Source organism: Aquimarina sp. AWH4_224 (assembly GCF_056160245.1).
Genome location: NZ_JBSWWU010000086.1, coordinates 1 through 273 on the forward strand (window position 1 = coordinate 1; position 273 = coordinate 273).

Annotated in this window: 1 protein-coding gene; it reads right to left on the reverse strand. The window is 41.8% G+C overall.

Annotated features, from left to right (window positions below; all coding sequences use genetic code 11):
• On the reverse strand, nt 1-273 hold a 273-nt coding region (locus ACXAGJ_RS24810), incomplete at both ends, for a hypothetical protein (RefSeq protein WP_474843902.1).

Consider the following 273-nt stretch of genomic DNA (forward strand, 5'->3'; position numbering starts at 1 on the left):
ATTGCACAGGAGTAGGATTCCCAGAAACAGATAGGGCAGGAGGAGTGGTAAGGGTAAAAGGCGCACTCTCACCAAAGGCATCAGGTACAGTGTTAATATTGTCAAATGGTTGATTATTACTTTTGGTTTGCCAGAAGATTTTATAAGTTCCTCCAGGAAGGTTTCTTGGGGTCCAGGTATAAGATCGTCCACTAAAATCACTTTTTTCCAATGTTTTTGAGGCATATCCGTCAAAATTAGCGCCTACCTGACGGAATACCTGTAGGTTCATTT